General features: G+C 72.5%; 22 protein-coding genes. 6 read left to right on the top strand and 16 right to left on the bottom strand.

What is annotated here, in order from left to right; genetic code table 11:
* Positions 1-195: 195 nt before the first annotated feature.
* On the bottom strand, positions 196-492 hold the full coding sequence (locus ACH4K1_RS03010; RefSeq protein WP_398085905.1) for a hypothetical protein: 297 nt from the start codon (positions 490-492) through the stop codon (positions 196-198).
* A gap of 135 nt (positions 493-627) precedes the next feature.
* On the bottom strand, positions 628-1,782 hold the full coding sequence (locus ACH4K1_RS03005) for an adenosine deaminase (RefSeq protein WP_398085903.1): 1,155 nt from the start codon (positions 1,780-1,782) through the stop codon (positions 628-630).
* A 379-nt stretch (positions 1,783-2,161) separates the two neighbouring features.
* On the opposite strand from ACH4K1_RS03005, the gene ACH4K1_RS03000 reads away from it, so the two are divergent.
* Positions 2,162-2,839, top strand: coding sequence for a dienelactone hydrolase family protein (locus tag ACH4K1_RS03000; RefSeq protein WP_398086580.1), 678 nt, complete (start codon positions 2,162-2,164; stop codon positions 2,837-2,839).
* Between the two features lie 42 nt (positions 2,840-2,881).
* Here ACH4K1_RS03000 and ACH4K1_RS02995 read toward each other — a convergent pair whose 3' ends face one another.
* Both ACH4K1_RS02995 and ACH4K1_RS02990 read right to left on the bottom strand, forming a co-directional pair.
* Complete coding sequence (locus ACH4K1_RS02995) at positions 2,882-3,655, bottom strand: hypothetical protein (RefSeq protein WP_398085900.1); 774 nt, start codon at positions 3,653-3,655, stop codon at positions 2,882-2,884.
* A gap of 78 nt (positions 3,656-3,733) precedes the next feature.
* On the bottom strand, positions 3,734-4,687 hold the full coding sequence (locus ACH4K1_RS02990) for a LysR family transcriptional regulator (protein WP_398085897.1): 954 nt from the start codon (positions 4,685-4,687) through the stop codon (positions 3,734-3,736).
* A 62-nt stretch (positions 4,688-4,749) separates the two neighbouring features.
* On the opposite strand from ACH4K1_RS02990, the gene ACH4K1_RS02985 reads away from it, so the two are divergent.
* The 3 genes from ACH4K1_RS02985 to ACH4K1_RS02975 all read left to right on the top strand — a co-directional run bounded on the left by ACH4K1_RS02985 (position 4,750) and on the right by ACH4K1_RS02975 (position 8,137).
* Positions 4,750-6,063 (top strand): MFS transporter, encoded by a 1,314-nt coding sequence (locus tag ACH4K1_RS02985; RefSeq protein WP_398085894.1) that lies wholly within the window; start codon positions 4,750-4,752, stop codon positions 6,061-6,063.
* 146 nt (positions 6,064-6,209) lie between these two features.
* On the top strand, positions 6,210-6,926 hold the full coding sequence (locus ACH4K1_RS02980; RefSeq protein WP_398085892.1) for a L,D-transpeptidase family protein: 717 nt from the start codon (positions 6,210-6,212) through the stop codon (positions 6,924-6,926).
* 191 nt (positions 6,927-7,117) lie between these two features.
* Positions 7,118-8,137, top strand: a complete 1,020-nt coding sequence (locus tag ACH4K1_RS02975) for a sigma-70 family RNA polymerase sigma factor (protein WP_398085889.1) — start codon at positions 7,118-7,120, stop codon at positions 8,135-8,137.
* An 83-nt stretch (positions 8,138-8,220) separates the two neighbouring features.
* Here ACH4K1_RS02975 and ACH4K1_RS02970 read toward each other — a convergent pair whose 3' ends face one another.
* Positions 8,221-8,595, bottom strand: a complete 375-nt coding sequence (locus tag ACH4K1_RS02970) for an STAS domain-containing protein (protein WP_398085887.1) — start codon at positions 8,593-8,595, stop codon at positions 8,221-8,223.
* 316 nt (positions 8,596-8,911) lie between these two features.
* Between ACH4K1_RS02970 and ACH4K1_RS02965 the strand changes: the two genes are divergently transcribed.
* Positions 8,912-12,193 (top strand): S8 family peptidase, encoded by a 3,282-nt coding sequence (locus tag ACH4K1_RS02965; protein WP_398086579.1) that lies wholly within the window; start codon positions 8,912-8,914, stop codon positions 12,191-12,193.
* Between the two features lie 91 nt (positions 12,194-12,284).
* Here the strand turns inward: ACH4K1_RS02965 and ACH4K1_RS02960 are convergent, their stop codons facing one another.
* From ACH4K1_RS02960 to ACH4K1_RS02925, 8 genes are all read right to left on the bottom strand, one after another.
* Positions 12,285-12,875 carry a Uma2 family endonuclease gene (locus ACH4K1_RS02960; RefSeq protein WP_398085885.1) on the bottom strand — a complete coding sequence of 197 codons (591 nt, stop codon included), beginning with the start codon at positions 12,873-12,875 and terminating at the stop codon, positions 12,285-12,287.
* A 97-nt stretch (positions 12,876-12,972) separates the two neighbouring features.
* The gene (locus ACH4K1_RS02955; protein ID WP_398085882.1) at positions 12,973-14,250 is read right to left on the bottom strand and encodes a thymidine phosphorylase; all 1,278 of its coding nucleotides are present in this window, start codon (positions 14,248-14,250) and stop codon (positions 12,973-12,975) included.
* A gap of 123 nt (positions 14,251-14,373) precedes the next feature.
* A complete protein-coding gene (locus tag ACH4K1_RS02950; RefSeq protein WP_398085880.1) occupies positions 14,374-14,805 on the bottom strand; it encodes a cytidine deaminase in 432 nt (143 codons plus the stop codon).
* The gene (locus ACH4K1_RS02945) at positions 14,802-16,064 is read right to left on the bottom strand and encodes an ABC transporter permease (protein WP_398085878.1); all 1,263 of its coding nucleotides are present in this window, start codon (positions 16,062-16,064) and stop codon (positions 14,802-14,804) included. Before ACH4K1_RS02945 ends, ACH4K1_RS02950 begins: the two co-directional genes overlap by 4 nt.
* Complete coding sequence (locus ACH4K1_RS02940) at positions 16,061-17,179, bottom strand: ABC transporter permease (protein ID WP_398085876.1); 1,119 nt, start codon at positions 17,177-17,179, stop codon at positions 16,061-16,063. The genes ACH4K1_RS02945 and ACH4K1_RS02940 overlap by 4 nt, the downstream gene beginning before the upstream one ends.
* Positions 17,176-18,759, bottom strand: coding sequence for an ABC transporter ATP-binding protein (locus tag ACH4K1_RS02935; protein ID WP_398086578.1), 1,584 nt, complete (start codon positions 18,757-18,759; stop codon positions 17,176-17,178). Before ACH4K1_RS02935 ends, ACH4K1_RS02940 begins: the two co-directional genes overlap by 4 nt.
* 350 nt (positions 18,760-19,109) lie before the next feature.
* Positions 19,110-20,159: a BMP family protein gene (locus tag ACH4K1_RS02930; RefSeq protein WP_398085874.1), complete on the bottom strand. Its 1,050-nt coding sequence runs from the start codon at positions 20,157-20,159 to the stop codon at positions 19,110-19,112.
* A gap of 173 nt (positions 20,160-20,332) precedes the next feature.
* Positions 20,333-21,574, bottom strand: a complete 1,242-nt coding sequence (locus ACH4K1_RS02925) for an amidohydrolase (RefSeq protein WP_398086577.1) — start codon at positions 21,572-21,574, stop codon at positions 20,333-20,335.
* A gap of 175 nt (positions 21,575-21,749) precedes the next feature.
* On the opposite strand from ACH4K1_RS02925, the gene ACH4K1_RS02920 reads away from it, so the two are divergent.
* On the top strand, positions 21,750-22,145 hold the full coding sequence (locus tag ACH4K1_RS02920; RefSeq protein ID WP_398085872.1) for a hypothetical protein: 396 nt from the start codon (positions 21,750-21,752) through the stop codon (positions 22,143-22,145).
* 15 nt (positions 22,146-22,160) lie between these two features.
* Here ACH4K1_RS02920 and ACH4K1_RS02915 read toward each other — a convergent pair whose 3' ends face one another.
* From ACH4K1_RS02915 to ACH4K1_RS02905, 3 genes are read right to left on the bottom strand one after another with little or no spacing between them, the layout of a single operon-like run.
* Entirely contained in the window at positions 22,161-23,195 is a 1,035-nt protein-coding gene (locus ACH4K1_RS02915) for a hypothetical protein (RefSeq protein WP_398085870.1), read from the bottom strand.
* Between the two features lie 10 nt (positions 23,196-23,205).
* Positions 23,206-24,141, bottom strand: a complete 936-nt coding sequence (locus ACH4K1_RS02910; protein ID WP_073764641.1) for an N-acetylneuraminate synthase family protein — start codon at positions 24,139-24,141, stop codon at positions 23,206-23,208.
* Positions 24,142-24,153: 12 nt separating this feature from the next.
* The gene (locus ACH4K1_RS02905; protein WP_398086575.1) at positions 24,154-25,398 is read right to left on the bottom strand and encodes a cytidylyltransferase domain-containing protein; all 1,245 of its coding nucleotides are present in this window, start codon (positions 25,396-25,398) and stop codon (positions 24,154-24,156) included.
* Between the last annotated feature and the right edge of the window lie 25 nt (positions 25,399-25,423).

The raw sequence follows: 25,423 nt of genomic DNA, 5'->3' as shown, positions 1-25,423 counted from the left end.
GGGGGGGGGGGGGGGGGGGCCCGCGCCCCGCCCCCCCCCCCCGGCGGGGGGGGGGGGGCGGGGGGGGGGGGGGGGGGGGGGGGGGGCGGGGGGGCCCCCCCCCCGGGGGGGGGGGGGCCCCCCCCACCGGCATGCACGGGGGCACCGGAGGTCCGGTGTCCGGGCGGGCCGCCGGGGGTCCGGCGCCCGGAGGGATCAGCCGCCGAGCGGGATCCCGTTGGCGGAGAGGCCCTGGGTGGGCAGGCCGCCGAGCAGGCCGGTGACCGGGGCGGCCGCGTCGGTGGCGTCGCCGCCGAGCACCTTGCCGACGGTCTCCTGGACCGGCGCGTTCTGGGCCGACTTGGCGACGGTGTCGACCGCCATCGTCGAGACGGGGAGAATCCCGGCGGCGGCGTCGAGCGGCAGCGAGGCGGCGGAGGCGCTGCCGGCGGCGGTAGCGGCGAAAGCGGCGCCGAGAGCGGCGACACCGAGAGTCCTGGCAGACTTCTTCATGGAGGGTTCACCCTTGGGGAAGGAGATGTGAGCGGCTCTGCAAGCTAGCCATTGCACCACCCCTTCCGCAAACATTCCGACACGCCGCAAAAGGGCCGGGACGCCCTGTCCCGGCCCTTTCCACATGCGGGAAAATCAGCCCGCAGATCCGGCGGATCCGCTGGTCACAGAGGTCTGACGGAAAAGCCACTCGGACTTCAGCTCCGCATACCCGGGCTTGACGACGTCGTTGATCATCGCGAGACGTTCATCGAAAGGAATGAATGCCGATTTCATCGCATTGACGGTGAACCACTGCATGTCGTCGAGTGTGTATCCGAACGTCTCGGTCAGCCGCTCGAATTCCCGGCTCATGCTCGTACCGCTCATCAGCCGGTTGTCCGTGTTCACGGTGATGCGGAAGTGCAGCTTGCGCAGCAGCCCGATGGGGTGCTCGGCGTACGAGGGGGCCGCGCCGGTCTGGAGGTTGGAGGTCGGGCACATCTCCAGCGGGATGCGCTTGTCGCGCACGTAGGAGGCGAGGCGGCCGAGGGAGACCGAACCGTCCTCGGCGATCTCGATGTCGTCGATGATCCGCACCCCGTGGCCGAGCCGGTCGGCGCCGCACCACTGGAGCGCCTGCCAGATCGACGGCAGGCCGAACGCCTCGCCCGCGTGGATCGTGAAGTGGTTGTTCTCGCGCTTGAGGTACTCGAACGCGTCGAGGTGACGGGTGGGCGGGAAGCCGGCCTCCGCGCCCGCGATGTCGAAGCCCACGACGCCCTGGTCGCGGTAGCCGTTGGCCAGTTCGGCGATCTCCAGGGCGCGGGCGGCGTGCCGCATGGCGGTGAGGAGGGCTCCGACCCGGATGCGGCGGCCGTTGGCGCGGGCGATGCGCTCGCCCTCGCGGAAGCCCTCGTTGACGGCCTCGACGACCTCTTCGAGGGTCAGGCCGCCCTCCAGGTGCTGCTCGGGGGCGTAACGGACCTCGGCGTAGACGACGCCGTCCTCGGCGAGGTCCTCGGCGCACTCGGCGGCCACCCGGAACAGCGCCTCACGGGTCTGCATGACGGCGCAGGTGTGCGCGAACGTCTCCAGGTAGCGCTCCAGCGAGCCGGAGTCGGCGGCCTCGCGGAACCAGACGCCGAGCTTGTCGGCCTCGGTCTCGGGCAGGGAGTCGTAACCCTGCGCGCGGGCCAGCTCCACGACGGTGCCCGGGCGCAGGCCGCCGTCGAGGTGGTCGTGGAGCAGCACCTTGGGGGCGCGCCGGATCTGGTCGGAATCAGGGACGTTCGGGGTCTGGCTCGTCATCTTGGCACTCTAGCGCCTACGCGCGTAGAGCGCCTGGTGTCGATGCGTAACAGTGACCGCGAAGTCGGGTGGAGTACACCTCTCCTTCTGACACTGTTCTGTCAGGGCACAGCGCGCACTCCCCTGCCCGCGGCCGGGGACGTCCCGCCGGCCGGGCCGGTCGGGGGTCCGGCGCCGTGCGCCGCACGGCGGAGAAGGGGGCCGGATGGGGACTTTCCTGCTCAAGGGGGACCGGGAGCCCGGGGAAGAGGCCGGGGCGGGTGACGACGGCGGGGCGCGGCGCGGCGGCGGGGGCCGCGGGGCCGGTACGACCGGCGCGGCGTCCCCGAGGCTGGGGCGGGCCGTACGGGCGGCCGGAGCGACGGACGAGGTCGGCGGCGTGGTGCTGCTGCTGCCGGACGGGGCGGCCGCCTCCCGCCGCCGCCCTTCCCGCCTGTCGTACGCGGCCCAGCTGCCGTTCGCCCGGGCGCTGGCCCGGGCCGGGGCGGGCGAGGGGCTGGCGGTGCACGTGCTGCGCTACCGGTGGCGCGGCTGGAACGCGGCCGACGCGCACCCCGTCGAGGACGCGGGGTGGGCGGCCGACGAGGTGCAGCGCCGGTACGGCGACGTGCCGGTCTGCCTGGCCGGCCACGGGATGGGCGGCCGGGCGGCGCTGCGGGCCGCCGGACACGGCTCGGTCGCCTCGGTGCTGGCGCTGGCCCCCTGGCTGCCGAGCCGGCCGCAGGACGAACCGGAACCGGTCGAACAGCTCGTGGGGCGGCAGGTGTTGATCGTGCACGGCACCAACGACGAGCACACCGATCCGGAGCTGTCCTTCCGGCTGGCCGAGCGGGCGAAGAAGGCCAACCGGGACACCTGCCGCTTCGAAGTCCATTCGGACGGACACGCGTTGCGCCAGCACCGCTCCGAAGTGGTGGCGCTGGCGGCCGACTTCGTCCGCGGTTCGCTCTTCGCCCGCTCCTACGCCCGCCCGGTCGCGGACGCTCTGGCCGCACCGCCGCCGCTGGGGCTGCGGATGCCGCTGGCCGCCGGGTTCGGCCGGGCGCTGCGGCACTGAGGTGCGGGCGCGCGGAACGGGTCCGCGCGCCCCCTCCCGGCGTCAGGTCCTCGCCCGCCCCCGCGCCGGGCGGCGGAGCAGCCGCGCCGAGACCGTCCACGCCGCCGCGCAGCCCGCGGCGGCGGCGAGAAGGGCCAGGAGCACGTTCTCGACCAGGACCGCGGCGGCGACCGCGACGCCCACCGCGAACGCCGTCGCCGCCGCGGGCACGGTGATCTGCGCGGCGCGGACGGCCGGGGCGCCGGTCGCACGGCGCCGGTGCGCCCACGCCGACGCCCGCAGGAGGACGGCGCCGACGATCAGCAGCGCGAGCCCCACGGCCAGCCGGACGATCGCGCCGGGGCCGGGCCGCCCGGCCACGTCCTGGCGCTCCTCCCCCGCCTCCACCCACACCGCCGAACCGCGCCAGGTCGCGACGGTGACCCGGACGCCCGGCGCGAGCTTCTCCCAGACCGGCCGCTCGCCGCGCAGCCGGACGCGGTGGGGCGGGGCGCCGCCGCCCGGATCGAGAGTGACCCAGCGGGCGTACCCCTTGCCCTGGGGGCGCGCTTCCGTGGAGCGCACGGTGGCCGGCCGGGTGGAGAGGCAGTCGCCGTTCTCCGCCGCGGAGCCGCCGATCTCCTCGCACGGCCGCGCGGCCCGGAAATCCCGGGCCTCGGAGAGCTTCCCGGGCAGCAGGGCCAGCAGGACCGCCGCGGCCACCACCATCACGGAGCCGACCACGGCCGGGAGCACCACGCCCTTGAGCCCGGCGGCGGGCGGGGGCGGGGGGCCGGGGGGCACGGGGGCGGGGAAGGGCCCGGGGGCACGGTTCATCGGGACATTCTCGCCGTCCCGAACGGAAGGACGAACCCCGTCGGCCGTCCTCCCGCCCCGGCCCGCCCCGCGCCCCCCTCAGTCCGGCAGCAGGTGGCCCCGGCGTGAGAGCAGGAAGCGTTTGAAGGCGGCGACCGGCGGGGTGTCCGGGTGCCCGTCCAGCCAGGCGACGCCGATCTCGCGGACCGCGCGCGGGGCGGTGACCGTCAGCTCGACGACCCCCGGGCGGGCGACCGCCGGCGGCGGCAGCAGGGCCACCCCGAGCCCTGCGGCGACCAGCCCGCGCAGGGTCTCCGCCTCCTCGCCCTCGAAGGCGACGCGGGGGGTGAAGCCCGCCTCGGTGCAGAGGTCGTCGGTGATGCGGCGCAGCCCGTAACCGGGCTCCAGGGTCACGAACGTCTCGTCGGCGGCCTCCGCGAGCCGGATGCGGCGGCGGGTGGCGAGGCGGTGGTCGTCGGGGACCACGAGGCGCAGCCGCTGTTCGTCGAGGCGGCGGGCGACCAGGTCCGGGGCGTCGGGAACGGGGGAGGTGAGGCAGAGGTCGAGGCTTCCGGCGCGGAGCCGTTCGATCATCGCCTCGCCGTAGTTCTGCACGAGCTGGAAGCGGACGCGGGGGTGGTCGACCCGGAAGGCGCGGATCAGGGCGGGCACGGTCTCCGAGCCCATCGTGTGCAGGAAGCCGAAGGAGACCCGGCCCCCCGCCGGGTCGGCGTCCGCCCGGACGGAGTCGGCGGCCTTCTCCACCTCGGCCAGGGCCCGTTCGGCGGAGGCGAGGAAGGTGCGGCCCGCCGGGGTGAGCGAGACGGTACGGCCCTTGCGGGCGAACAGGGCGACGCCCAGGTCCGTTTCGAGGCGGACCATGGCCCGCGAGAGCGTGGACTGCGGGACGCCCAGCTCGTGGGCGGCGCGGGTGACGTGTTCGTGCCGGGCGACCGCCTCGAAGTACGCGAGACGGGGTGCGAGCACGGCCCGGATGTCTTCTTCGTAACTACTCGGTGACAGCCGAGGCCCTGAGCTGCGTTCATGCACCATGGGATCGATTATGGCAGTTTCATGCATTGGACGCATGAAACGTCTCCCTCTACGTTCGTCGTATGCCTCCCGCCGATACCGGGGCATCCACCGTCGTGGTGGATGCCTCTGCTCCGCAGTCCCCCGTCACCGCCACCACCGCCGCGCCCGCCGCCGTCGCCCCCGAGCGGCTGGAGCCCGGCCGCCCCGGCTACCGCCGGATGAGCTTCGCCCTCTTCGCCGCCGGAGTCGCGGCGTTCGCCCTCCTCTACTCCACCCAGGCGCTGCTGCCCGCCGTCTCCGCCTCGTTCGACGCGACCGCCGGGCAGGCGAGCTGGACCGTGTCGGCGGCGACCGGGGCGCTGGCCCTGTTCGTGCTGCCGCTGAGCGCGCTCTCGGAGCGGTTCGGGCGGCGGCAGATGATGACGGCGTCGCTGGCGGTCGCGGTGCTGGTCGGGCTGCTGGTGCCGTTCGCCCCGTCGATGGGCGCGCTGATCGCGCTGCGCGCCGTCCAGGGTGCGGCGCTGGCCGGGCTCCCGGCCTCCGCGATGGCGTACCTGGCGGAGGAGGTGCGGCCCAAGGCGCTGATCGCCGCGATCGGCCTGTTCGTGGCGGGCAACAGCATCGGCGGCATGAGCGGGCGCATCCTCACCGGCTGGGTCGCGCAGGCGTGGGGCTGGCGCGCCGCGCTCGCGGCGGTCGGGCTGCTCGCGCTGGCGTGCGCCGTCGCGTTCCACTTCCTGATCCCCAAGGCCCGTCACTTCCGCCCGGGTTCGCCGAGCCCGAAGGCGCTCGCGCGGACGGTCGCCGGCCATCTGTCCGACCCGCTGCTGGTCCGGCTGTACGCGATCGGCGCCCTGTTCATGACGGTGTTCGGCGCCGTCTACACGGTGATCGGCTACCGCCTGGTCGAGGAGCCGTTCAGCCTGCCGCAGGGCGTCATCGGCTCGATCTTCCTCGTCTACCTGGTCGGCACGGTCTCCTCCGCCGCCGCCGGACGGCTGGTGGCCCGGCTCGGCCGCCGGGGCGCGCTGTACCTGGCGGTCTCCACCACGGCCGCCGGGCTGCTGCTCTCGCTGGCGGACTCGCTCGCCGCCGTCCTGCTGGGGCTGGTGCTGATCACCGCCGGGTTCTTCGCCGGGCACGCGGTCGCCTCGTCCTCGGTGAGCCGGACCGCGACGACGGGCCGGGCACAGGCGTCGGCGCTCTACCAGTCGGCGTACTACCTGGGCTCCAGCGCGGGCGGCACGCTGGGCGCGATCGCCTTCCACTCCGGGGGCTGGACGGCGACGGTGGCCCTGGGCCTGTTCGCGGTCCTGGGCGTCGTCTCGATCACCCTGTACGGAACCCGGGTGGCGCGTGCGGAGCGGCGGGCGCTCGTCCCGGCCACCCGCTGAGCCCGCCCCGGGGCCCGTCGGCTTTCGGGAGCCCCATCGGTCTTCGGGACGCAATCGAGACATACCGCCGTGCAACCACGGCTCCCCTTCGCACGTCTACCAGGCGTAACCGACGAAGCACAGCGGGCGAAGGGGAGTTGGCGCGCATGGGAGCCACGGCGAAGATACCCGGAAGACGACTGCGGCGCGGGGCCGCCCTGTCCGTCGCCGGACTGGTGGCCGCTCCGGCCCTGGTCCTGGGCAGCGGCACCGCCGCACAGGCGGCCTCCTGCACGAAATCGACGGGACCGTACCAGAAGCAGGTCGAGAAGTTCCTGAAGCGGCCCGTGGACGGCAAGCAGTCGACGGCCGACTGCAAGGCGATCCAGGCGTTCCAGAAGAAGCACGGCATCACCCCCACCATCGGCTACGCCGGGCCGCTGACCTGGCGCACGATGAACACGATGCTCGCCCAGAAGGCGGCCGGGAAGAACCCCAACAAGGCGGGGAAGTGCCCGACCAACAAGGGGCGCATCGCCTGTGTCGACCTGACGCGGCAGCTGAGCTGGATCCAGGACGGGAAGAAGCTGAAGTACGGGCCGGTGCCGGTGCGGACCGGCCGCAACGGCGCGGAGACCCGGACCGGGGCCAAGAAGGTCTATTGGCGCAACATCAACCACTGGTCGACCATCTACAAGGTCTGGATGCCGTACTCCCAGTTCTTCGACGGGGGCCAGGCGTTCCACTCGGTCACCAAGTCCATGTACAACCCGCCGGGCTCCGGCGGCTGCGTCAACATGCGCCCCGCCGACGCGAAGGCATACTGGAAACTGCTGAAGAACGGCGACGACGTGTACGTGTACGGGCGCAAGCCCGGGACCTGAGCGCACCGCCGAGGGCGCCCCGAGGGGCGCCGGAGGCCGAGGGCACCGTGAGGGGTGCCGGACACCGCGGCCGGAGCCGGGGCGTCCGGTGCCCCTCTCTCCGTCCGGGCCCCGTTGTCAGTGGCCTCCGGTAGCTTCCGACGTACCAGGGGACGAGCCGCGGCGCGGCTGCGCGCGACAGGGGTGGAGCGATGAGCGATCCGACGACGACGGCCACGGGTGCGGCGGCGGGCGAGGCGGCCGCCGCCGGGATCGACAGCCGTCTGGAGGTCCATCGGACCGAGCTGACCGGGTACTGCTACCGGATGCTCGGCTCCGCCTTCGAGGCCGAGGACGCCGTGCAGGACACCCTGGTCCGGGCCTGGCGCGGCTTCGGCGCCTTCGAGGGCAGGTCCTCGCTGCGCTCCTGGCTCTACCGGATCGCCACCAACGTCTGCCTGGACATGCTGAAGGCGGGCAGCAAGCGGGCCCGCCCGGTCGATCTGACCGGCCCGACCCCGCTCGCCCGGGCCACGCTGAGCCCCCGCCCGGAGAACGTGTGGCTGGAGCCGATGCCGGACGGGCGCGTCCTGCCCTCCGTGCAGGACCCGGCGGAGGCGGCCGTGGCCCGCGAGTCGGTGCGGCTGGCGTTCGTCGCCGCCCTCCAGCACCTGCCGCCCAAGCAGCGGGCCGTGCTGATCCTGCGCGAGGTGCTCGCCTGGAAGGCCGCCGAGGTCGCCGAACTGCTGGGGACCTCCGTCGCCTCGGTCAACAGCGCCCTGCAGCGGGCCCGCGCCACGCTGACCGAGACGGAGGGCCGGCCGGGCGACCCGGCCGACCCGCTCGACGAGGAGCAGCAGAAACTCCTGGAACGCTATGTGAAGGCGTTCGAGGGGTACGACATGGCCGCGCTGACCGCGCTGCTCCACGAGGACGCGGTGATGACGATGCCGCCGTTCGACCTGTGGCTCCGGGGCACCGGGGAGATCACGGGCTTCATGACCACCCTCGGCGCGGCGTGCGCCGGCTCCCGGCTGGTGCCCGTCGCGGCCAACGGCTCCCCCGCCTTCGCGCACTACAAGTCCGCCGAGGACGGCCCGGGGTTCGTGGCGTGGGCGGTCCAGGTCATCGACGTCCGGGACGGGGCGGTCACCGGGATGCACTGCTTCCTGGACGCCCCGCGCTGGTTCCCGCTGTTCGGCCTGCCGGAGCGGCTCCCGGCCCCGGCGTAGGGGCACGGCGGCCCGGGGGGCCCGTGACGCCTGCGGGTTCCGCCCCGGCCCGCGTACGGGCGCGACGTGCGTACGCCGGTGGTTCAGGGCGGCCCCGGCACCCGCTCCTCCGGCTCCTGCGCCAGGGCCACCACGTCCGCCAGCCCCACCAGCTCCAGCAGCGCGCGGAGTTCGGGCGGCACGCGGCGCAGGCGCAGGGTGCGTCCGGACCGGCGGGCCACGAGCGCCAGCCGGGCCACCGCGTCGACGAGGGCCAGGTCGGGCCGGACCACCCCGCCCACATCGCAGTCCACCACCGTGCCCGGGGCGGGGGCGGCGCCCCGGGGGTCGGTCAGCGCACGCTCCAACTCGGCGCAGAGTTCGGGTACGACGGCACGGCTGACCCGGCCGGTCACGGTCAGGGCGATCGGGTTCTCGGCATCCACACCGGGCAGACCGGCCCGGCGGGCGAAAATCATCGGCCCCCGCGCAACCGCCCCGCCGACGCCGCCCGCTCGCGCGGTGCGCCCCGCCCCTCCCTGCCCCGCGTGATCCCGCCGCGGAGGAGCCTTTTTACGTCAACTCCGAATTTCCTGGCCCTCTTCCGTCAACCAATCCCCCTCTCGCCCCCTCTAGTCGGGTGAACCGACGGCCGCAGCCGTCTTTTTCTGCGTCCCTGCGGGCCGGCGGGTTGAAGAACCATCGAGTTCTCCAGGGGGAGAGTTGCGCAGACACGTGAGAAACGCGTGCATACCCGCGGTCGCCGCGGCCGTGGCCGTGGCGCTGGCGGCGGGGATGGCTCCGGCCGCCGTCGCCCAGCCGGGCCCGGTGGGGGAGGCGTCCGACGGCCGGGCCCAGAACCGGGACGTGCGTCAGCTGACGCTCGTCACCGGCGACCGGGTCACCGTCGACGGCCGGGGCAAGCCGGTCGCCTTCCGGGCGGCGAAGGGCCGTGAGCACATCCCGGTCCAGCGGATGGGCGACAAGGACCACACCTTCGTCATACCGGCCGACGCCCGCAAGCTGATCGTCTCGGGCAAGCTCGACCGGCGGCTGTTCGACGTCACCGAGCTGAGCCGTCCGGAGAACCTCCGGGCTCAGAAGAACGGTCTCAAACTGATCGTCGGCTACCGGGGCAAGCAGGCCGCCGCCGCGAAGGCGCAGGTCCGCGGCGCGGGCGGCACCGAGGTCGGCCGGAGCCTGAAGTCGCTGAACGCCGAGTCGGTGACCACGCCGCGTGCCGACGCTCCGGCGATCTGGAAGGCCCTCACCGACCGGAGCACGGCCGGTGAGCAGGTCACCACCGCGGCCGGCATCGACCGGGTCTGGCTCGACGGGGTGCGCAAGGCGAGCCTCGACAAGAGCGTCCCGCAGATCGGCGCCCCCGCGGCGTGGAAGGCCGGGTTCACCGGGAAGGGGGTCAAGATCGCGGTGCTGGACACCGGGACGGACTCCACCCACCCCGACCTCAAGGGCCAGATCCTCGCGGAGAAGAACTTCAGCACCTCCAAGGACACCAAGGACCGGGTCGGCCACGGCACGCACGTCGCCTCGATCGCGGCGGGCAGCGGGGCCAAGTCGGGCGGGAAGTTCAAGGGCGTGGCCCCGGACGCCAAGCTGCTCGCGGGCAAGGTGCTCGACGACGAGGGGTACGGCGAGGACTCGGGCATCCTGGCGGGCATGGAGTGGGCGGTCGCCCAGGGCGCCGACATCGTCAACCTGAGCCTCGGCGGGCCGGACACCCCGGAGGTGGACCCGCTGGAGGCGGCGGTCGACAAGTTGTCGGCCGAGAAGGGCGTCCTGTTCGCCATCGCCGCGGGCAACGAGGGCGACGGCGCGGGCACGGTCGGTTCGCCCGGCAGCGCCGACGCCGCGCTGACCGTGGGCGCGGTCGACGACAAGGACGTGCTGGCGGAGTTCTCCAGCCGGGGCCCGCGGATCGGGGACGGGGCGATCAAGCCCGACGTGACGGCCCCCGGCGTGGACACCACGGCCGCCATCCCGCCCGGTTCGCTGATCGCGCGGGAGGTGGGCGAGAAGCCCGCCGGTTACGCGACGATCTCGGGTACGTCGATGGCCACCCCGCACGTGGCGGGCGCGGCGGCGCTGCTCAAGCAGCAGCACCCCGACTGGACGTACACCGAGCTGAAGGGCGCGCTGACCGCGTCCACCAAGCCCGGTGCGTACAACCCGTTCCAGCAGGGCTCCGGCCGTATCCAGGTGGACCGGGCGATCGCCCAGACCGTCGTGGCCGAGCCGGTCTCGGTGAGCTTCGGGGTGCAGCAGTGGCCGCACACCGACGACGTACCGGCCACCGAGAAGGTCACCTACCGCAACCTCGGCACCAGTGACGTCACCCTCGATCTGAAGGCGACCGGTACCGGACCGCAGGGCAAGCCCGCTCCGGCCGGTTTCTTCACGCTCGGCGCGGACAAGGTCACCGTCCCGGCCGGCGGAACGGCGGAGGTCGAGCTGACCGCCGACACCCGCCTCGGCGGCACGGTGGACGGCACGTACGCGGCGTACGTGGTGGCGACCGGCGGTGGGCAGACCGTGCGCACGGCCGCCGCGGTCGAGCGCGAGGGGGAGAGCTACGACGTCACCATCAAGCACATCGGGCGCGACGGCCGCCCGGCCGCCTTCGTGGAGAGCACCCTCTTCCGCTTCGGCGCGCAGTCCGGCAACCCGTTCCTGAGCCCGCGGGTCGTCGACGGCGTGGCGAAGATCCGGGTGCCCAAGGGCACGTACGTGGCCAACTCCACGGTCTACCAGGACCCGGACGACGTCACCAAGGGCGTCGACTGGATCGCCCAGCCGAAGGTCTCGGTCACCGGGGCCGTCTCGCTGACGTTCGACGCCCGCAAGGCGAAGCCGGTGAAGGTCACGCTGCCGGACGCGAAGGCGAAGGCCCAGCTGTTCTCCCCGGACTACGTGGTGGAGACGGCGGACGACGCGGTCAACTTCGGCTGGCTGTTGGAGTCGCCGGCCGGGATCCGCACCCTGCACGTCGGCCCGCCGGTCACCGGCGTCTCGCTCGCCCAGCACTGGACGGGCATCTGGACCAAGGGCGCCTCGACCGAGTACGACATCGCGGTCGGCGGCAAGGTCAAGCAGCTCGCCACCGGCTACGACCGGAAGTTCACCACGGCGCAGCTCGCCAAGGTGAAGGTCGGCATGGGCTCGGCCGCGCCGAAGAAGAAGGGCGCGGTCACCGCCTACCCGTTCCTGGCCACGCAGGGCGGCGGGTGGGCCACGTCGGTCGAGCAGAAGCTGCCGGGCACCCGCACGCTGTACGTCTCCACGGCGGACAAGGTGAAGTGGGGCTTCGGATTCGACCAGCTCGGCCCGCTCGACGCGGAGGGCTGGCCGACGTACGAGGCCGCCTACGAGGTCGGCCGCGAGGCGGCGTACAAGGCGGGCAAGACGTACACGAGGACCGTGAACACCGGGGTGTTCGGTCCGCTGGTCGGCCAGGACCACGGCGTCGTCCGTGAGGGCAACGAGATCACCGGCGCCCTCCCGCTGCTGGCCGACGGCCAGGGCAACGCGGGCGGGATGCTGTACACGTCGGCCAAGACCGTCCTGTACCGCAACGGCAAGAAGTTCGCCCAGAACGGCGACCCGGTGAGCGGCTACGAGCCCTTCGTGGTCCCGGCGGGCGCGGCCGACTACAAGCTGACGACCACGGTCAAGCACAGCGCGAAGGTCAACCCGCTCTCCACCCGGGTGGACGCGGCCTGGACGTTCCGCTCGAAGAAGACCGCGTTCACGATGCTGCCCGTCTCCACCGTCCGGTTCACCCCGGCCGTGGGCGCCGACGGCCGGGCCAAGGCGGGCAAGACCGTCTCGGTGCCGGTGAAGGTGTACGGCGCCGCCGCGGGCAAGAACCTGAAGTCGCTGAAGACGTACGTCAGTTACAACGGCGGCAAGACCTGGAAGAAGGTCGCGGTGAAGAAGGGGAAGATCACCGTCAAGAACCCGGCGAAGGGCAAGGCGATCTCCTTCGCCGCCAAGGTCGCCGACAAGAAGGGCAACACCTCGTCGGTGACGATCTACAGCGCGTACCTGGGCAAGTGACCCGGACGGGCCGGTAGTCCACGCTCGCACGACGGCGGCCCCCCGCGCGGAATCCTTCCGCGCGGGGGGCCGCTCGCGTCTTCCGGCCCGGCTAACCGGCTGGGAGGACGCCGGTGTCGAGCACCAGCCCGAACGGCTCGGGAAGCGTCAACTCCCGCCCGTACTCGACCGTTTCCAGCACCCGGTACGTACCGCCGTCCGGCTCGCCGTAGAGCGTCGCGGTCGGGCGGCCGGAGTGCCAGGGGTCGAGGAGGAGGAACAGTTCGACCCCGGCCTTGGCGTAGCCGTTCACCTTGCTGACGCGGTCGTGGTTGGCGTTGGCGCGGGAGGTGATCTCCACGACGAGGCGGGCCTCGGCGGCGGGGACGGTGTGGCCGGGGCCGACGAGCAGCGCCCGCTCCATGACCACGAGGTCGGGGATGTAGATCCCACCCCGACCGGGCAGCGAGAGGCCGAGGGTCTGGTAGACCCCCCAGCCGTCCGGAATGACGGTGTAGAGCCTGCGCTGGAGCAGCTCCGCGGTGGTGTTGTGGTCCTTGGACGGGGGCGGCGACACGGTGACGATCTCCTCGATGATCTCCACCTTGCAGCCCTCGGGTGCGTCCGTCTCCTCCCAGATCCGGACCAGGTCGTCCCAGTCCGTGCCGGGGCCCGGAACAGGTTCGACGGTGAGTGCGCTCATGGCGGTCTCCTCTATCGGTACGTCACCGAGTCCAGCATGCCGAACGGGACCGGCGGCAGTCCACCGGTCCCGCTCACCCGTACGAGGAAACCGCAGGTCAGGCGATACGTTCCCGCACCACCGGGAGCGGCGCGAACGAGGTGCCGGCCGGGGCGATGTCGTACGCGTCGGGCAGGGCCTTCAGGGCGTAGTCGAACTTCTCCGGGGTGTCCGTGTGCAGCGTCATCAGCGGCTGGCCCTCGGTGACCGTGTCGCCGGGCTTGGCATGCAGTTCGACGCCCGCGCCCGCCTGCACCGGGTCCTCCTTGCGGGCGCGGCCCGCGCCGAGGCGCCAGGCGGCGACGCCGACGTCGTACGCGTCCAGGCGGGTGAGGACGCCGGAGGAGCGCGCGGTCACCACGTGCTGCTCGCGGGCGGTGGGGAGCGCGGCGTCCGGGTCGCCGCCCTGGGCGGAGATCATCCGGCGCCAGACGTCCATCGCGGAGCCGTCGGCGAGCGCCTTCTCCGGGTCGGCGTCCTTGAGGCCGGCGGCGTCCAGCATCTCGCGGGCGAGCGCGAGGGTCAGGTCGATGACGTCCCGGGGACCGCCGCCGGCGAGCACCTCGACGGACTCGCGGACCTCCAGCGCGTTGCCCGCGGTGAGGCCGAGCGGGGTGGACATGTCGGTGAGCAGGGCGACCGTGCGCACACCGCTGTCGGTGCCGAGCGCGACCATGGTGGAGGCCAGTTCGCGGGCGTCCTCGATGGTCTTCATGAAGGCGCCGGAGCCGACCTTGACGTCCAGGACGAGTGCGCCGGTGCCCTCGGCGATCTTCTTGGACATGATGGAGCTGGCGATCAGGGGGATCGCCTCGACGGTGCCGGTGACGTCGCGCAGCGCGTACAGCTTCTTGTCGGCGGGGGCGAGCCCGTCGCCGGCGGCGCAGATGACCGCGCCGGTGGTGTCGAGGACGTCCAGCATCTCCGCGTTGGACAGGTGGGCCCGCCAGCCGGGGATGGACTCCAGCTTGTCCAGGGTGCCGCCGGTGTGGCCGAGGCCCCGGCCGCTGAGCTGCGGCACGGCCGCGCCGCAGGCGGCGACCAGCGGGGCGAGCGGCAGGGTGATCTTGTCGCCGACGCCGCCGGTGGAGTGCTTGTCGGTGGTGGGGCGGGAGAGCGCGTCGAAGTTCATCCGCTCGCCGGAGGCGATCATCGCGGCGGTCCAGCGGGCGATCTCGGTGCGGTTCATGCCGTTGAGCAGGATCGCCATGGCGAGGGCGGACATCTGCTCGTCGGCGACCTCGCCGCGGGTGTAGGCGTCGATGACCCAGTCGATCTGCTCGGGGGTCAGCTCGCCTCGGTCCCGCTTGGTGCGGATGACGGAGATGGCGTCCATGGGAATCCTTCCGGCCGGGTGCGTACGCAAGAGTCCTCGATGACTCTACGCGCATAGAGAGGGGAAAGAGCGGTGGCCCTTCCGTGGGAGGAAGGGCCACCGCCGGGAAAGAGAGGCGCGGGCTCAGCCGAGGTGCTGCGGGCCGAACGCCTGCGGCAGCATCTCGTCCAGCGTGCGCAGCCCGCCGGGCGTCTCCAGGAGGAGTTCCGGGCCGCCGAACTCGTACAGCAGCTGTCGGCACCTGCCGCACGGCACCAGGACCGCCCCGGCGCCGTCCACGCAGGTGAAGTGGGTCAGCCGGCCGCCGCCGGAGGCGTGGAGCGCGGAGACCAGACCGCACTCGGCGCAGAGCGAGAGGCCGTAGCTGGCGTTCTCCACGTTGCAGCCGGTGATGGTGCGGCCGTCGTCCACGCGGGCGGCCACCCCGACCGGGTAGCCCGAGTAGGGGACGTACGCGCGGGACATGGCGTCCCGCGCCGCCTCCCGCAGGGCCTCCCAGTCGGACGCGCCGAAGACCACCGCGGCTGCCCCGCCCTCGGCGGGCGGCGGCGTCACTTGCCCTCCCCCTTGCGGTACGGCACGCCGTCCGCCTTGGGCATCCGCAACCGTTGGGCGGAGAGCGAGAGGACCAGCAGCGTCGTGACGTACGGGGCGGCGTCGACGAACTGGCTCGGCACCTGGTCGGTCAGGAAGTACCAGGTGAACAGCAGCGCCGAGACGGCCGCCGAGATCACCGCGGCGACGTACTTCTTCCGGTACAGCTGCCAGAACACCGCGATGACCAGCAGGATCGCCAGCAGGAGCAGCATCGCGTGGACGTTCTCCGCGCCGCCGCGCAGCTTGAGGCTGTCGGTGAAGCCGAAGAGGCCGGCGCCCAGCGCCATACCGCCGGGCATCCAGTTGCCGAAGATCATCGCGGCGAGGCCGATGTAACCGCGGCCGCCGGTCTGCCCCTCCTGGTAGATGCCGGTGGCGACGATCGCGAGGAACGCGCCGCCGAGGCCCGCCAGGCCGCCGGAGACGGTGACGGCGATGTACTTGTACTTGTACACGTTGACGCCGAGGGTCTCGGCGGCCACCGGGGACTCGCCGCAGGAGCGCAGGCGCAGGCCGAACGGGGTGCGCCACAGGATCCACCAGGTGGCGGGGATCAGCAGCAGGGCGACGACGGTGAGCAGGGAGAGGCCGGTGACCAGGCCGCCGATGATGCCCGCCAGGTCGGAGACCAGGAACCAGTGCTGTTGCTGCAGGTCCTGCAACCAGTCCGAGAGGCCCGGAACGGTGATCTTGTCGATCGGTTCGACGCGCGGGGACTGCTTGGAGGAGCCGCCCTGGACGCCGTCGAAGGCGAAGTTGGAGAGGTAGCGGGTGATGCCCACGGCGAGGATGTTGATCGCCACGCCGGAGACGATGTGGTTCACGCCGAAGGTGACGGTGATGACCGCGTGCAGCAGACCGCCGATGCAGCCGCCGAGGATGCCGAAGAGGACGCCCATCCACGGGCCCCACTGGAACCCGGCCCAGGCTCCGAACCAGGTGCCGAGGATCATCATGCCTTCGAGGCCGATGTTGACGACGCCCGCGCGCTCGGCCCACAGGCCGCCGAGGCCGGCGAGGCCGATCGGGACGGCGAGTTCCAGGGCGCCGGCGACCTGGCCGACCGAGGTGATGTCGTCGGCGCCGCTGATCAGGCGCACCAGCGAGACGAGGGCGAGCGCCCCCGCGATGATCAGCAGGACGACGGGCAGGGAGAGTTTGCTGCGTCCGCCCTTGACGGGGGCGGGCCGTGCGGCGGTGGCTTTGCTGGTGCTCACAGGGCCGCCTCCTTCTCGGTCGTGAGGGCATGGCCGGCGGCGAGCTCTTCGCCGACCTTCTGCTGCTGGCGGCGGACGCCGTAGCGGCGTACCAGCTCGTAGGAGACGACGACCGAGATCACGATCAGGCCCTGCATGATCGTGGCGATCTCCTTCTCGTACCCGTACTGGTCGAGCGAGGCGGACGACTTGTCCAGGAAGGCGATCAGCAGGGCGCTGAAGGCGATGCCGAGCGGGTTGTTGCGGCCCAGCAGCGCGATGGTGATGCCGGTGAAGCCGACGCCGGTGGGGAAGTCGAGGCTGTAGGTGTGGGTGTCGCCGAGCAGGGTCGGCATGCCCGCCAGGCCCGCGACGGCGCCGGAGATCAGCATCGAGGTGAGGATCATCTTCTTGGCGTCCACGCCGGACGCCTGGGCGGCGCTCTCGCTGGCGCCGGTGGCCCGCAGGTCGAAGCCGAACCGGGTGCGGTTGAGCACGAACCAGTACAGGAGGCCGCAGCCGGCGGCGACGAAGGTGAAGCCGTAGATCTCGCCGGCCTGGTCGCCCATCGGCAGCCCGGGGAACCAGCCGGACTCCGGGATCTCACCGGTGGTGAGGTTGTTGGAGCCGGCGGGCTGCTCGCCGAAGTTCTTCGGCAGGATCAGCCAGGCGACCAGCGCGGTGGCGATCGAGTTGAGCATGATCGTCGAAACGACCTCGCTCACCCCGCGGGTGGTCCTGAGGAAGCCCGCGATGCCCGCCCAGAACGCGCCGACCAGCATGGCGACGATCACGATCAACGCGATGTGCAGCGGGCCGGGCAGGTCCACGCTGGCGCCGACCAGCGCGGCCAGCATGGCGGCGAGGCGGTACTGCCCGTCGACGCCGATGTTGAAGAGGTTCATCCGGAAGCCGACCGCGACCGCGAGGGCGGCCAGGTAGTACGTACCGGCCTGGTTGACGATCAGGACCTGTACGTCGACGTAGCTCGCCGACTCGAACATGATCCGGTACGGCTCGAAGGGGTTGCGGCCGGAGGCGAGCAGCACCACGGTCGTCAGCAGGAGGGCGACGACCAGGGCGAGCACCGGGCCGGCGAAGCCCAGGATCAGCCGGTCCTTGTCGATTTTCTTCATCGGGCCTCGTCCTCCGGGCTTTCGAGGTGACCGGTGGCGGCGCCGGTCATGGCCGAGCCCAGTTCCTCCGGGGTGATGGTGGCCGGGTCGGCGTCGGCGACCAGTCGGCCGCGGTACATGACGCGCAGGGTGTCGGAGAGCCCGATCAGCTCGTCCAGGTCGGCCGAGATCAGGAGCACGGCCAGCCCTTCGCGGCGGGCCTCGCGGATCTGGTCCCAGATCTGGGCCTGCGCGCCGACGTCCACCCCGCGGGTGGGGTGGGCGGCGATCAGCAGCTTGGGGGCGTGGCTCATCTCGCGGCCGACGATCAGCTTCTGCTGGTTGCCGCCGGAGAGGGAGGCCGCGGTGACCTCGATGCCGGGGGTGCGCACGTCGTACTCGCGCACGATGCGCTCGGTGTCGGTGCGGGCCGCCTTGTTGTCCAGCAGCCAGCCGCGGCTGTTGGGCTTCTCGGTGACGTGGCCGAGGATGCGGTTCTCCCACAGCGGGGCGTCCAGCAGGACGCCGTGGCGGTGGCGGTCCTCGGGGATGTACCCGATGCCGGACTCGCGGCGCCTGCGGGTGGGGGCGTGCGAGATGTCGTCCTGGTCGAGGGTGATGGTCCCGCCGTCCGGGTCGCGCATGCCCATCAGGGCCTCGATCAGCTCGGTCTGCCCGTTGCCCTCGACGCCGGCGATGCCGAGGACCTCGCCCTGGTGGATGGTGAAGTCGATCCCGGCGAGCACGTCGCGGACGGTGCCGTCGGGGTCGGTGACGGTGAGCGCCAGGTCCCGCACGCGCAGCATGGGCACGTCGGTGACGGTGGACTCGCGGGTCTCCGGCGAGGGCAGCTCGCTGCCGACCATCAGCTCGGCGAGCTGCTTGGTCGTGGTGGTGGCCGGGTCGGCGGTGCCCACGGTCGTACCGCGGCGGATCACCGTGATGTCGTCGGCGACGGAGAGCACCTCGCCCAGCTTGTGCGAGATGAAGATGACGGTGAGGCCCTCGGCCTTGAGCTCGCGCAGGTTGGCGAAGAGGGCGTCGACCTCCTGCGGCACGAGGACCGCGGTCGGCTCGTCGAGGATGAGGATGCGGGCGCCCCGGTAGAGCACCTTGAGGATCTCCACGCGCTGCCGGTCGGCGACCCCGAGGTCCTCCACGAGCGCGTCGGGCCGGATGCCCAGGCCGTACGCGTCGGAGATCTCCTTGATCTTCTTCCGGGCGCCGGAGCCGATGCCGTACAGCTTCTCGCCGCCGAGGACGACGTTCTCCAGGACGGTGAAGTTGTCGGCGAGCATGAAGTGCTGGTGCACCATGCCGATGCCCCGCCCGATGGCGTCGCCCGGGTTGGAGAACGAGACCTGCTCTCCGTCGATCGCGATGGTGCCCTCGTCCGGCTTCTGCATGCCGTAGAGGATCTTCATCAGGGTGGACTTGCCGGCGCCGTTCTCGCCGACGAGGGCGTGGACCGTGCCCTTGCCGATCGTGATGTCGATGTCGTGGTTGGCGACGACGCCGGGGAAGCGCTTGGTGATGCCGTGCAGTTCTACGGCAGGGGGGCTGCTGGACGCGTTGATGACGCACTCTCCTTGGCCGGACAGGAGCGGGGGCGGAGGGGCTGGGGGTGTCGGGCACCCCCCGAGGGGCGGGGTGAAGTTATCGCGCCGGAGGGCTGTCTACACGCGTAGCGCTGCCGAATCGTGAAACACGGGGTGCACGTCACGGTCCGGACGCGGGGCCCGGGCCGGGGTGGGAGAGCACGGCGAGAGGCGGAACTTCTTCGTGGGGTCGCGCGGGACCTTCGCGGTCCGGTCGCGCGGGACGGTGGTGCGGGAGCCGGTGCGCCGGGCGGGGCGGGCCCGGGGCCCTGTCCGTCCACCGGCCCGCGGAGCGGGGCGGGGACGGACAGGGCCCGGGGAAACCAGCCGTGCGGCGGAAGGCGCCGAACCGCTTACGGAGCGGTCTTGACGGTGATCTTGCCGTCGATGATCTCCTGCTTGGCCTTGTCGACGGCCGCGATGACGTCGGTCATCTTGGCGAACGCCGGGTTGGACATCGACAGGCCGACGCCGTCCTTGTCCAGGCCGTAGCGGATCTCACCGGTGGTCGGCTTGCCGTCCTTGACCGACTTGATCAGGTTGAACACGGAGTCCTCGACGTCCTTGGTGACGGAGGTGAGGATGGACTCCTTGTAGGCCGCGAGGCCCTTCTGCTGGTACTGGTCGGAGTCGACGCCGATGTTCCACTTGCCCGCCTTGGAGGCGGCCTCGATGGCGCCGGAGCCGGCCAGACCGGCGGCCGAGTAGATCACGTCGGCCTTCTTGTCGAGCTGGCCCTGGGCGGCGGCCTTGCCGAGGTCGGGCTTGGAGAAGCCGTCGAAGTTCGGCGGCTGCGTCAGGTACTGCGGGAGGACCTTGACCGAGGGGTCGGTGTCCTTGGCGCCCTGGGCGAACCCGGCCTCGAACTTCTTGATCAGCGGGGTCTCGACACCGCCGATGAAGCCGATCGTCTTCGTCTTGGTGACCTTGGCGGCGGCGACGCCGGCGAGGTAGGAGCCCTGCTCCTCGTTGAAGACGATGTTGGCGATGTTGTCGCCGGTCACCGAGGCGTCGTCGATGATGCCGAAGGTGGTCTTCGGGAACTTCGGCGCGACCTTCTTGATGGCGGGGGCGTAGGCGAAGCCGACGCCGATCACCGGGTTGTTGCCGGAGCGGGCCAGCTCGGTGAGGCGCTGGACCTTGTCGGCGTCGCCCTCCCCGTCGGAGGGCTCGGCCTCGCTGCCCTTGATGCCGAGGTCCTTCTCCGCCTTGGCGAGGCCGGCGTAGGCGGCGTCGTTGAACGACTGGTCGCCGCGACCGCCGATGTCGTACGCGATGGCGGCCTTGTCGCCGTCCTTGCCGGAACCCGCGTCCGACGACGATTTCCCGCCACAGGCGGTGACGCTGAGTGCAAGCGCCGCGGACGCAATGCCCACGGTGGTGATCCTGGTGATCCGGCGCAAGGGAGGCTCCTTCAAACCTGACCGAAGCGCCTCTTCCGGCGCTGGTTTCGCGGCGATCGTAACGCGCGTAGATGTCAGATAAGAGCACGTACGGAAGCCGTTATCGGATCGTCGTGAACAGAAGCGGCCCCGCGGGTCCACGAACGGCCCGCGAAGACCGCGTCAACGCTCCGCTAACGCTTCCCGTCGAGCAGCGCCGCGGCGGTGAACAGCTCGACGCCCACGGTGATGGCCTCTTCGTCCACGTCGAAGTTGCCGCGGTGCAGATCGAGCCCGCGCGTGTCACCCGGCGTCCGGACGCCGAGGCGGGCCATCGCGCCGGGGACCTGCTCCAGGTACCAGGAGAAGTCCTCCCCGCCCAGGCTCTGCTCGGTGTCCTCGATCGCGTACGAACCGCGGCGCTCGGTCATCGCGGCGTCCAGCAGCCCGATGGACTCGGCGTCGTTCACCACGGGCGGCACGCCCCGTACGTAATTGATCACGGTCTTGGCCCGGTGCATTCCGGCCACCTCGTCCACGGCGGCGTGCACCAGGTCGGGGGCCTCGCGCCAGGCGTCCAGGTTCAGGCAGCGGACGGTGCCGGACAGCTCGGCGTGCTGCGGGATGACGTTGGGGGCGTGCCCGGCCTCCAGCCGGCCCCAGGTCAGCGCGAGCCCGGAGCGGGCGTCGACCCGGCGGGCGAGCAGCGCGGGCACGTCCACGGCGATCCGGGCGGCGGCGGTGACCAGGTCGGTGGTCAGGTGCGGGCGGGCGGTGTGGCCGCCGGGGCCGTCGAGGGAGACCTCCAGCCGGTCGCAGGCCGAGGTGATGGCCCCGATCCGCAGCCCGATCCGCCCGACGTCCACCTTCGGGTCGCAGTGCACGCCGATGATCCGGCCGACGCCCTCCAGCACCCCGGACTCGATCGCGTCGACCGCGCCGCCGGGCAGGACCTCCTCGGCGGGCTGGAAGATCAGCCGCACGGCGTTGGGCAGCAGCCCCTGCCGGTCGAGTTCGGCGAGCACCAGGCCCGCGCCGAGGACGGTGGTGGTGTGCACGTCGTGGCCGCAGGCGTGCGCCCGGTCGGGCACGGTGGACCGGTAGGGCACGCCGGCCTTGGTGTCCGGGATCGGCAGCGCGTCGATGTCCGCCCGCAACGCCAGCATCGGCGTCGCCCCGTCCCACTCCCCCACGTCGCACATGAGCCCGGTCCCGACCCGGAGGACCTGCGGCTTGAGCCCGGCCTTCTCCAGCCGGTCCTTGACGGCGGCGGTGGTACGGAACTCCTGGTTGCCCAGCTCGGGGTGCATGTGCAGGTCCCGGCGGAAGGCGATCAGCTCGGCACGGAGCTCGTCCGGGAGCCGCCCCGGCAGACCGCCTCCCCCCGGCTGCTCGGCGTCGGGCAGGTCGTGGGGGCGGGGGGCGCGGGACTTCACGTGGTTCACCTGATCAAGCGTAGGCCCCTCGGCCCCCCAACTGGCCAGGGATCAGCGAAATTTCAGCCGTGCAGGGGAACAAAGTCCGCGCGGGGACGTGTGGCTGAGGGGGGTTGCGGGTATACCGCTTCCTCTTGCGCAGGGGGGTCCGACGACGGCTGCGACACTGACCGCCATGAGCAGATTCACCGAGGTCATCGTGGTGGCGCGGGGCGCCGAAGAGGTCATGGAACCCCTCACCCGGCCGGACGGGAACCGAGAGTGGCACCAGTGCTTCAACCGGGTGGACGACGGCATGTTCCACGGTTCCGGGTCCTCCTCCGAGGAGTGCTACGTCTGGATCGTCCAGTTCATCCGCCGCAATTGGACGGGGCTCATGGCCCATCTGGAATCGCTGCCCTGGCCCGACCCGTGGTCCGTACAGGTCCTGATACGCGACGAGGACGACGACTGCTTCGGGATGTGGATGCTCCACGACGGCCGGCTGGTGGAGGTGCCGATCCCCCGGACCGAGCGGGAGCCCTTCTCGGACACCGTCGTCGGAGTCCTCTCCCGCACGGACCGGCCCTGACCCCGGGCGGACGCCCTACGCGCGGGCCACCGACGACAGCCGCTGCACCCCCCGCGCCGTCTCCGTGACGCCGCTCAGGAAGCCCTGGGCGCGCGGGGAGGCCGTGGTGCGGAGCCATTCCGGGGCGATGTCGCAGACCGCGACGTTCACGCCCGTGCCGGCCAGGGCGAGCGGGAGGGTGTGGACGACCGTGGAGGGGAAGCTGACGATCGTGCGGCCGATGGGGCCGCGGCGGGCGATCAGTTCCAGGGGGAGGTCGGGGCGGACGATCTCCAGGCCGGTGGCGGCTTCCAGGGCGTGGAGCTTCTCGGCGGACTCGCGGCGGTGGGCGAAGTAGCGGGTGGCCCCGTGGGCGCGGGCCAGGGAGGCGACCGCCTCCTGGTACGGGACGGGGTCGACGACGCCCGTCTCGACCAGGGAGGTGCCGACCAGGTCCGCCCCCCTACCCACGCTCGGCGGACCGAAGCGGGCCCGGGTCCAGGCGAAGGTGTTCGGGGTGACCGCGATGCCGGGCGGAGCCTCGACCGGCATCGCGGTGAACACCTCGACCGTGTGGTGTTCCGTCGGGGTGAAGCGGCGGCGGGCGGTGGCGGTGACCGGGGCCAGGACCAGTTCGCGCGGTCCGGTGCGGCCCCGGCGGTGCCAGCGCGTCAGCCGCTCGCCCCGGGCCAGCTGGGCGACGAACTCCATGGTGGCCGTGCCGTCGTCGACCACCGTGAGGCGGTCGGCGCGGACCAGGGTCAGCAGGAGCTGGACGTACCGGGAGAACGGGTCGCCGATCACGATGTGGTCCGCGCGCCGGACCAGGCCCGCCAGGGCGCGCAGGGCCTTCAGGGGCGCGCCGGAATCGCCGCGCGCCTCCTGCCAGCGGACCGTGATGCCCTCGTCGCGGGCCAGCTCCGCCATCCGGCGCAGCTGACCGCGCGACATCGGGTCGACCGGGGGGAGGACGACGACCGTGGTGGCGGCCGGATCGTCTCCCCCTTGGGTGTGAACCCACTCCAGGACGTTCAGGAGCTGGACCGGGCTCTCGACGAAGGCGAGGTTCACCGGTCGGCGCTCAGACCGCGACCGGCTCGGGGGCCGGCGCGTTCTCGGTCTCGGCGACGACGCCCGCGACGCGGCGGAGCTTCTTCATCGGGCCGAGCTCGGACTCGTACACCTTCTTGACGCCGTCGCCGAGCGACTGCTCGATGGTGCGGATGTCGCGGACCAGGCGGGCCAGCCCCTGCGGCTCGACGGAGGCGGCCTGGTCGGAGCCCCACATGGCGCGGTCCAGGGTGATGTGGCGCTCGACGAAGGTGGCGCCCAGCGCGACGGCGGCGAGGGTGGTCTGGAGGCCGGTCTCGTGGCCGGAGTAGCCGATCGGGACGTTCGGGTACTCCTGCTGGAGGGTGTTGATGACCCGGAGGTTCAGCTCCTCGGCCTTGGCCGGGTACGTCGACGTGGCGTGGCAGAGCAGGATGTTGTCGCTGCCGAGGACCTCGACCGCGTGGCGGATCTGCTTCGGGGTGGACATACCGGTGGAGAGGATGACCGTGCGGCCGGTGGCGCGCAGGGCGCGCAGCAGCTCGTCGTCGGTGAGCGAGGCGGAGGCCACCTTGTGGGCGGGGACGTCGAACTTCTCCAGGAAGGCGACGGCCTCGGTGTCCCACGGGGAGGCGAACCAGTCGATGCCGCGCTCGGCGCAGTGCTCGGCGATGGCGGTGTACTCGGCCTCGCCGAACTCGACGCGGTGGCGGTAGTCGATGTACGTCATCCGGCCCCAGGGGGTGTCGCGCTCGATGTCCCACTGGTCGCGCGGGGTGCAGATCTCCGGGGTGCGCTTCTGGAACTTGACGGCGTCGCAGCCGGCTTCGGCGGCGGCGTCGATCAGCGCGATGGCGTTGTCGAGGTCGCCGTTGTGGTTGATGCCGATCTCACCCGTGATGTAGACGGGGTGGCCGGGGCCGGCGGTGCGGGTGCCGAAGGTGCGCAGGCGGGAGGTGCTGGTCATGGTGGTGCTTCCTTACGTGGTGGGAACGGTGGGGGTGGGAGTGGTGGTCAGCGTGGGGCCCAGCAGCCAGGCCGCGATCTCGCGGATGGCGCCGTAGCCGCCGGGGGTGGTCGTGACGGCGCGCGCTGCCGCGCGGACCGAGTCGTGGGCGCTCGCGACGGCGACGGGCCAGCCGGCGAGGGAGAAGCAGGGCAGGTCGTTGACGTCGTTGCCGACGTAGAGGACCCGCTCGGGGGCGATGGCGTGCTCGTCGCACCACCGCTTCAGGGCCTCGTCCTTGCGGTCGATGCCGTGCAGGACGGGGACCTGGAGCTTGCGGGCGCGGGCGGCGACCACCGGGTTCTGCTCGGTGGAGAGGATCAGGAGCGGCACGCCGGCCCTGCGCAGCGCGGCGATGCCCAGCCCGTCGCCCCGGTGCACGGCGACGGTCTCGCGGCCGTCCGAGTCGACCATGACCCGGTCGTCGGTCTGGGTGCCGTCGAAGTCCAGGACGACCGCGTCCACGTCCGCGAGGGAGGGCAGCGGGGAGGGGTCCAGGAGCGGGGCGAGCGCGCGGGCACGGGCCAGGTCGTGCGGGTCGTCGATCTCCAGCACCCGCGCCGGGTCGGTGCGGACGAGGGCGGTGTGGCCGAAGAAGCGGTGGCGGTGGGTACGGAAGCCCGCCGCGTCCATCGCGTAGGCGGCGCCGGTCTCCAGGAGGTCCTGGGGGCGGTCCTGGCGGCGGGGGCGTACGGACTTGTCGTGGTTGACGCCGTACGTGCCCTCCTCGACCGCGTGCCCGTCGCGCCAGACGAAACCGTGGAACGGGGCGACCGTGACGGCCGTGTCCGCGCCCTCGTGGGCGACCGCCCGGGCCACGCCGTCGATGTCCTCGCGGGAGACGAAGGGGCTGGTGCACTGGACGAGGAGGACCACGTCGACGGTCCTGGCGCGTTCGGCCTCGTAGACGTCCAGGGCGTGGAGGACGGCCGCTTCGCTGGTGGCGGTGTCGCCCGCGATGGCGGCGGGGCGCTCGACGCAGTGCAGCCGGTGGGCGGCCCGGAGGTCGGCGGCGGCGGTGCGGGCGGCCTCGGCGATGGCCCCGTCGTCGGTGGTGACGACGACGTCGGTGACCTCGGGGGCGGCGAGCGCGGCGCGGACGGCGCGGGCGACCAGGGGGATGCCGCCGACCTCGGCGAGGTTCTTGGCGGGGACGCCCTTGGATCCGCCGCGGGCGGGGATCACGGCGACGACGGTCGGGGTCGGGGGCGGCTGCATCGCTGCTCCTGGGGTGGTGGCGGTG

Origin of the sequence: Streptomyces sp. NPDC017448 (genome assembly GCF_044330565.1) — a bacterium.
Lineage (GTDB): Bacteria > Actinomycetota > Actinomycetes > Streptomycetales > Streptomycetaceae > Streptomyces.
Note: the sequence above shows the minus strand (reverse complement) of the source record. Positions and strands in the feature narration are given on the sequence as shown.